Below are 5,617 nucleotides of genomic sequence, written 5' to 3'. Positions count from 1 at the left end.
TGGACACGGTCGCGTTCGGTTCCATTTGTAGAATTGAGGGCCGCGGCCAGCTCCTTCGGATCCAGTCGCGTCAAATCGCGAACGGGCCGGAGCTTTTTGCCGCGCGGATAAACGCGGTAGATCCGCCCCTTGTCATCACCGGCGCGGACATCCAGTTTCGCGAGACGCTCGGGCGGAATCCAGCGCGGGTGCTCGATCACGAATCGGTACATGTCCACGATCCACAAAGCGCCGTCCGGCCCGGTGCGCGCTTGCACGGGACGAAACCAGTTGTCCTTCGACGCAAGAAACTCGCTCTGCTGTTCGTCCGCCGCGCGATACGCCTTGAACGTAAGGCCGTCCGGTTTGAGGGTGAGGCGATGGACGAGGTTGTGAACGGGTTCGCAAACGAATGCGTTGCCGTAGAAATCCTCACCCAAAATCTCGTCACGGTAAATGCCCAGGCCGCAGGCCGACGTGGTGCGACCGGCGGAACCGGGATCGTTGAACCGGTCGAGAATCCGGCTGAGGGGAAACAGTTGATTGGGGTCGGCGTCGGCGGGCACAAAAACTCGCGGTTCCGGTGGAGCGAAGAACGGATTGCGACGGACATAGTGATCGGGCAGGGGATAATGCCAGAGCAGCGTGCTGTTGTCGCAACCGAACCAGTTGCCCCAATCGTCGCGGACACGGCCCTGCTGCGTAAGACCTGACGCCGGCTCGAACTCGCCCATCCCGGGGTGCATTCGAAAATCGCGCCCGCTGATGTTCACTTCCTTGCCGCCCGCGCTGCCGTGGATCGTGCCGCCGATCAAACCGTTCGCCCCGTAAATCCAGTTGTCGAGTCCGGGGCTCAGGCTGTTGACACGCGCCTGATAATTTTCCGTCGCGAATCCGCTGAAGAGTTTCTTCACCGTGTCCGCCTTGCCGTCGCCGTCCGTGTCCTCGGCATAGAGGATGTCCGGCGCGGTGCAGATCAGCACGCCCTTGCCATAAGCCGTTACGCCGGTCGGAAACGGGATGCCGTCGATGAAAGCCGTGGCCTTGTCGTATTTGCCGTCATCGTTCGTGTCTTCCAAAAGTTTGACCCGACCGCCGGGTTTCCAATGCCCGTCGATGCCCATCGGGTAATCGCGCATTTCGGCGACCCACAGTTTGCCATCGGCTGCCCAATCGATCGCCACAGGATCAACGATCAGCGGTTCGGCGGCGACGATATCGATCGTGAGTCCGGGTTTTGTTCGCATCGCGGCAAGCGATTCCTCCGGTGACTTTGGCGCGGGGAATTCGGCGGCTTTGGGATCGGCGAGAAATTCCCTCGGCGTTACATCATGCACAGCGTTCACAATCAAATCTTCGATCGCGGGCGCAAGACGAGCCGGCCGGTCGTAATACCAGAGCGAGGTTTCGGCTTCGTATCCGCCCTCCCGAAGAATCCGCCGTGACGGGATGTAACAGGGGACATCGTTGGCATAGGCAGTGATCCAGAGACGGTCGGCGTTGAATTCCTTTTTAAGACGCAGGTCGTAATCCACCACGACCTCGCCCGCGAGAAATACCATGGCCAGTTGGTCGCCAAAACTCCAGGACTGGACGAAGTAGGGCAGGGAGGGAGGCAGTGATTCTCCCCGGTTGAGGCGTTCCAGATTTTTCTTCGCGTGGTAACCAACAATCCCGTCCTGTTTCGAACGCTCCTCCCATTCCGCGCGTGTCGGGAGTTTGTCGAACGGCAGATCGAAACGTTTCGCGCGGCAGGACAGCTTCGCGCGGATGGGAATCATCTGAGCTTCGATAATGCGTTTTACTTCGGCGGCGAGTTCCTCGCCATGCTGCCTGGCCAGCGCCAGTCCGCCGTCCGCGCCACCGCGCGGATACGGGTTGGCATCGGCGCCGCAACCGATCGACGTCAGCGCGACCGCACCCGGGAAATCGCGTTGAATCGCCTGCTGGGCGAAGCCGGCCCAGTCGCCGCAAAGTTTGTTGAACTCTCCGCCGAGCGTGGTGCAATGGCAGGCATAGTTGGCCAGCACCGCGCGCACCCTGCCGTCGGGTCCGATTGCGCAAAGAACCGGCAGTGAACGGTCAACCGGTCCAAGGGCGTTGTCGCCGAATTGGGCGGAGGTCCCGACCACCACGCGGCGGTTGCGCGCGAACCCGGCGGTCCCTTCGTTCCAGGCCAGTCGAGCCGGCTGTCGGTTCGCCAACGCGGACAGCGCGACCTGCTCCAGCTTGTCCGTCAACTGCCGCGTGTAGCGTTCGATCGTCGCCTGATGACCGGATGGAATCGGCATGGCGAAAATGTTGGGCGCGAAGCCGACGGTGCAGGGGCCCGAATGAGTGTGAGACGAACACACGGCGATGCGCTCGCGCGGGATGCCCGCTTTTGCTTTCAACCGCTCGGCGACTTCGTCAATGACGTTGGCGCAAACGCCGCAGTTGTCCACCGTGATAAGGAGTGCCGGGCCGTCCGCGTCGCTGCCGATGGCCAGCGCTTTGGTCCAGAGTCGTTGCTCGATGCCTTCGGACTCTGTTTTGCGGACGGCATAACCGGTCAACCGGATCGGCTGGTCCGGAGTAATGTCCACTTGCGCCACTCCAACCTGAAACGCCGGTGCATCTTCCGCGAGGCCGAAAACCGGCGAAACAATCGAGAGCAACAGGGCGGAGCTGATCCAGCGGGCTGGCACGGAGGAATCGTCGGGAATTCCCACCGGCTGTCAAGTCCGTGACATACTTCCCCTTTACGCGGCTGCAAACCGGGTTAAACTGCCGCGGTGCAAGGGCTGCGCAGCACGGAAATGTTCAGAGGAATGGGCGAGGGCGACCTGACCTCCCTGGAGCGTTTTTCCAAGCTGAGGTCGCTTCAACCGGGTGAGCGCATTTTCAAGGAAGGCGACGCAGGTGACGGACTTTATTTCATCATTCACGGGAAAATTCAGATCAGCGCCCGTTTCGGGGACGACCAACGACGGGTGTTCGCGACCTTCGGTCCGGGCGAATTCTTTGGTGAGATGGCGGTACTGGACGACGCACCGCGTTCCGCCGACGCGATCGCTGAGGAGGCTTCCGAAGTTTACTTTGTCCCCCGCGAAAACCTTGCTGAAGTTCTGGAGCGCAATCCCAAACTGGCGTTGCGGATGCTTCGGGATTTCAGCCGGCGCCTGCGCGAGTTTGACCGCAAATACATCGACGAGGCGCTCCAGGTGGAGCGCTTGGTTACGGTGGGCAAATTCGCGCGAACAATCATTCATGATCTGAAGAATCCACTGCACATCATCGGCATGTCGGCGGAAATGATGAGCATTCAGGGCACTTCGCCGGAAATGCAGGCGGCGGGGAAAAGCCGCATCCGCCGGCAGGTGGAACGCATGGGGAAAATGGTCACTGAATTTCTCGAGTTCACCCGCGGCGACAAAACGAGCTCCAATTTGATCGAGACGGATTACGCGCAGTTCGTGAATGAAATCATCGATGAATTGCGGCCGGAGCTGACGGCCCGATCCGTCAACATCGAGATGGCGCCGGCGCCGCCCAAGGTCAATGTGCTGGTCGATCCGACACGACTTGCCCACGTTTTTTACAACCTGGTGAGCAACTCCTGCGACGCGATGCCGGGCGGCGGAAAGATCAAAATCCGGATTGCGCGCAAGGAGCGGGAGGTTGTCACTGAATTCGAGGACAGTGGAAAGGGAATACCGTCTCAGATTGCCGAACGGTTGTTCGAGCCCTTTGCCACTTACGGTAAAGCCGGTGGCACCGGGCTTGGCCTTTCCATCTGCAAACGCGTCGTTGACGATCATCAGGGCAGGATGAGCGTCCGGCAGGAAGCGGGGCGCGGCGCGATTTTTGTGTTCACCCTGCCGGTGGCGGCGGACGGCCAATGAATGTCGAGTCTGCTTCAAGGTACCGCGTCGGGAACAGGATACTTGTTGCCCGGCGTCACGGGGTCTGCATCGGCGCGGGAACCGGTCGCGAACTCCATTGGTTCGCCGAAATCGTCCACGAAAAGGTCTGGCGCGAACCGTAGGGAACGGATAAAGTCAGAATCAACAACCGCAAATCGATCGAAAGGATGAATATGCAAAAACCCGTTTATGTTCTTCTCGCCGCGCTGGCATGTTCAACGTTGTGCGTGGCCGAACCTCAATGGATGACCGATGTTCCCGCGGCCCTGAACCGGGCCAGGGCAGAAAAGAAAATGGTGCTGCTCGACTTTACAGGTTCGGATTGGTGCAGCTGGTGTATTAAATTCAAGAACGAGGCGCTCTCCAGGCCTGAATTCTCACAATATGCCGCGAAAAACCTCGTTCTGGTGGAACTGGATTTCCCACACAAGAAGCCGCTCAGCCCGGCGCTGAAGAAAGCCAACAAGGCGCTTCAGGAGAAGTACAACGTGGAGGGATTTCCGACCTTTGTGGTACTAAACGATCAGGGCAAGGAAGTCGGCCGGCAGGTCGGTTACGCCGAGGGAGGGGCAAAGGTGTTCATTGCGAAGCTGGAGAAATTCAAGGGCAAATAAAGTAACCGGAACGGGCTCATGGTTGAGCCTCGGAAGGATTATTCGTTCGCACCGGGCTCAGGGTCCGGATTGGTTGGCGCCCTTAACGTTTCACGAAAGTGTGCGGCTTGACCGGATCCCTGCCGATGCTCCAGAAAAGTCCCGCGGGCTCTGTTCATCGGGATTCCGTTTTTTTCTCTAAAAGTTTTCTTCACTCAGGCCTTCGGCGGGTGCGGTGGCATCTGGCGGGCGATGGCCCAGACGAAGCCGGCGAGTTCGCTCGCGATGGAAAAGTCGATGGTTTCTTTGTGGACGGCCAAACCGGGGGGGTGGAGGATATTTGGAGCAGATTTCATGAGTATCTGTTTCCTTTCTAGTTTAACGAACAGTTCTTCGGAACTTCTAAACAGATGGATCGGTCCCGCATCCGCGGGGCAATCAACGCGACAAGTCAAACAGACGCCCGCCAATTCGTTCACAAGCCAAAAGGTCTAGGCCTCATTTACACTTTATGCCTTGGCTAGGTTTATTCATTTTGCGGTTGATGATGGGAGAGCGTTTCCGCAACGCTACGCCGACAGAGCTGCGCTGGTATAGCGGCTGTTTTGCATTCATGCCGATATGGGGAGCGTTGTTTGTTTACATCGGCCATTCGTTTCTTGAGCGAGCAGGCGCGATAGGTATTTTTGGTTACATGATGGGTTTTATTCTTGGTGGCTTTTTGTGGCTCGGACTTTGGGCGAGATTTGTCTCCTCGAACGTCTCATGGTGGATTGGAGGCGTTGTCTGGCTGATTACTCTCTGGTTGGCTTTTACTGGCAGACTCACATGACCATGACGCCTGACACCGCGCGAATCCGTGTGAAAACTTCCGGGTCGTTTTGAATCGGGCGACCGGGCGGCGAAACATCTGTCGGGGAGGGATTTAAAGATTTTGGATTCAGCGGGAGCGACGCCCCGGCGTGGGGAGAAGCTCCGGTCGCTGCCCTAAGCAGGATAGGGAAGAAGCCGCGCCGTGGCCCTTCAACTGACCGCGGCCATCGCTTCCATCAACGACTCGTTCTCCTTCTGCGTGATGGCCAGGCGAAGCCGGGGAATCCGCACGCGATGGAAAAGGCGATGGGGTCGTTGTGGACATCC

Annotated in this window: 6 protein-coding genes; 4 read left to right on the top strand and 2 right to left on the bottom strand. The window is 58.8% G+C overall.

The annotated features are described in order from the left end of the window. Window positions 1-2,666: neutral/alkaline non-lysosomal ceramidase N-terminal domain-containing protein (locus VN887_04075; GenBank protein HXT39182.1), on the bottom strand; the 2,666-nt coding region annotated here is incomplete at its 3' end. Between the two features lie 87 nt (window positions 2,667-2,753). On the opposite strand from VN887_04075, the gene VN887_04070 reads away from it, so the two are divergent. From VN887_04070 to VN887_04060, 3 genes are read left to right on the top strand one after another with little or no spacing between them, the layout of a single operon-like run. Then, window positions 2,754-3,863: an ATP-binding protein gene (locus VN887_04070; GenBank protein ID HXT39181.1), complete on the top strand. Its 1,110-nt coding sequence runs from the start codon at window positions 2,754-2,756 to the stop codon at window positions 3,861-3,863. After that, window positions 3,860-4,006, top strand: coding sequence for a hypothetical protein (locus VN887_04065; protein ID HXT39180.1), 147 nt, complete (start codon window positions 3,860-3,862; stop codon window positions 4,004-4,006). Before VN887_04070 ends, VN887_04065 begins: the two co-directional genes overlap by 4 nt. 51 nt (window positions 4,007-4,057) lie before the next feature. Beyond that, window positions 4,058-4,498, top strand: a complete 441-nt coding sequence (locus tag VN887_04060) for a thioredoxin family protein (protein ID HXT39179.1) — start codon at window positions 4,058-4,060, stop codon at window positions 4,496-4,498. Window positions 4,499-4,692: 194 nt separating this feature from the next. On the opposite strand, the gene VN887_04055 is transcribed toward VN887_04060, so the two are convergent. Beyond that, window positions 4,693-4,833, bottom strand: a complete 141-nt coding sequence (locus VN887_04055) for a hypothetical protein (protein HXT39178.1) — start codon at window positions 4,831-4,833, stop codon at window positions 4,693-4,695. Window positions 4,834-4,988: 155 nt separating this feature from the next. Here VN887_04055 and VN887_04050 point away from each other — a divergent pair, with 155 nt between their 5' ends. Beyond that, window positions 4,989-5,309: a hypothetical protein gene (locus VN887_04050; GenBank protein HXT39177.1), complete on the top strand. Its 321-nt coding sequence runs from the start codon at window positions 4,989-4,991 to the stop codon at window positions 5,307-5,309. The last annotated feature ends 308 nt before the right edge of the window (window positions 5,310-5,617 follow it).

The organism is Candidatus Angelobacter sp. (assembly GCA_035607015.1).
Classification (GTDB): domain Bacteria; phylum Verrucomicrobiota; class Verrucomicrobiia; order Limisphaerales; family AV2; genus AV2.
Note: the sequence above shows the minus strand (reverse complement) of the source record. Positions and strands in the feature narration are given on the sequence as shown.

What these genes read in the sequence shown, in the direction of transcription:
- VN887_04065 (HXT39180.1), top strand. Translation starts at nt 3,860, where the DNA reads ATGAATGTCGAGTCTGCTTCAAGGTACCGCGTCGGGAACAGGATACTT.
- VN887_04060 (HXT39179.1), top strand. Translation starts at nt 4,058, where the DNA reads ATGCAAAAACCCGTTTATGTTCTTCTCGCCGCGCTGGCATGTTCAACG.
- VN887_04055 (HXT39178.1), bottom strand. Translation starts at nt 4,833, where the DNA reads ATGAAATCTGCTCCAAATATCCTCCACCCCCCCGGTTTGGCCGTCCAC.
- VN887_04050 (HXT39177.1), top strand. Translation starts at nt 4,989, where the DNA reads ATGCCTTGGCTAGGTTTATTCATTTTGCGGTTGATGATGGGAGAGCGT.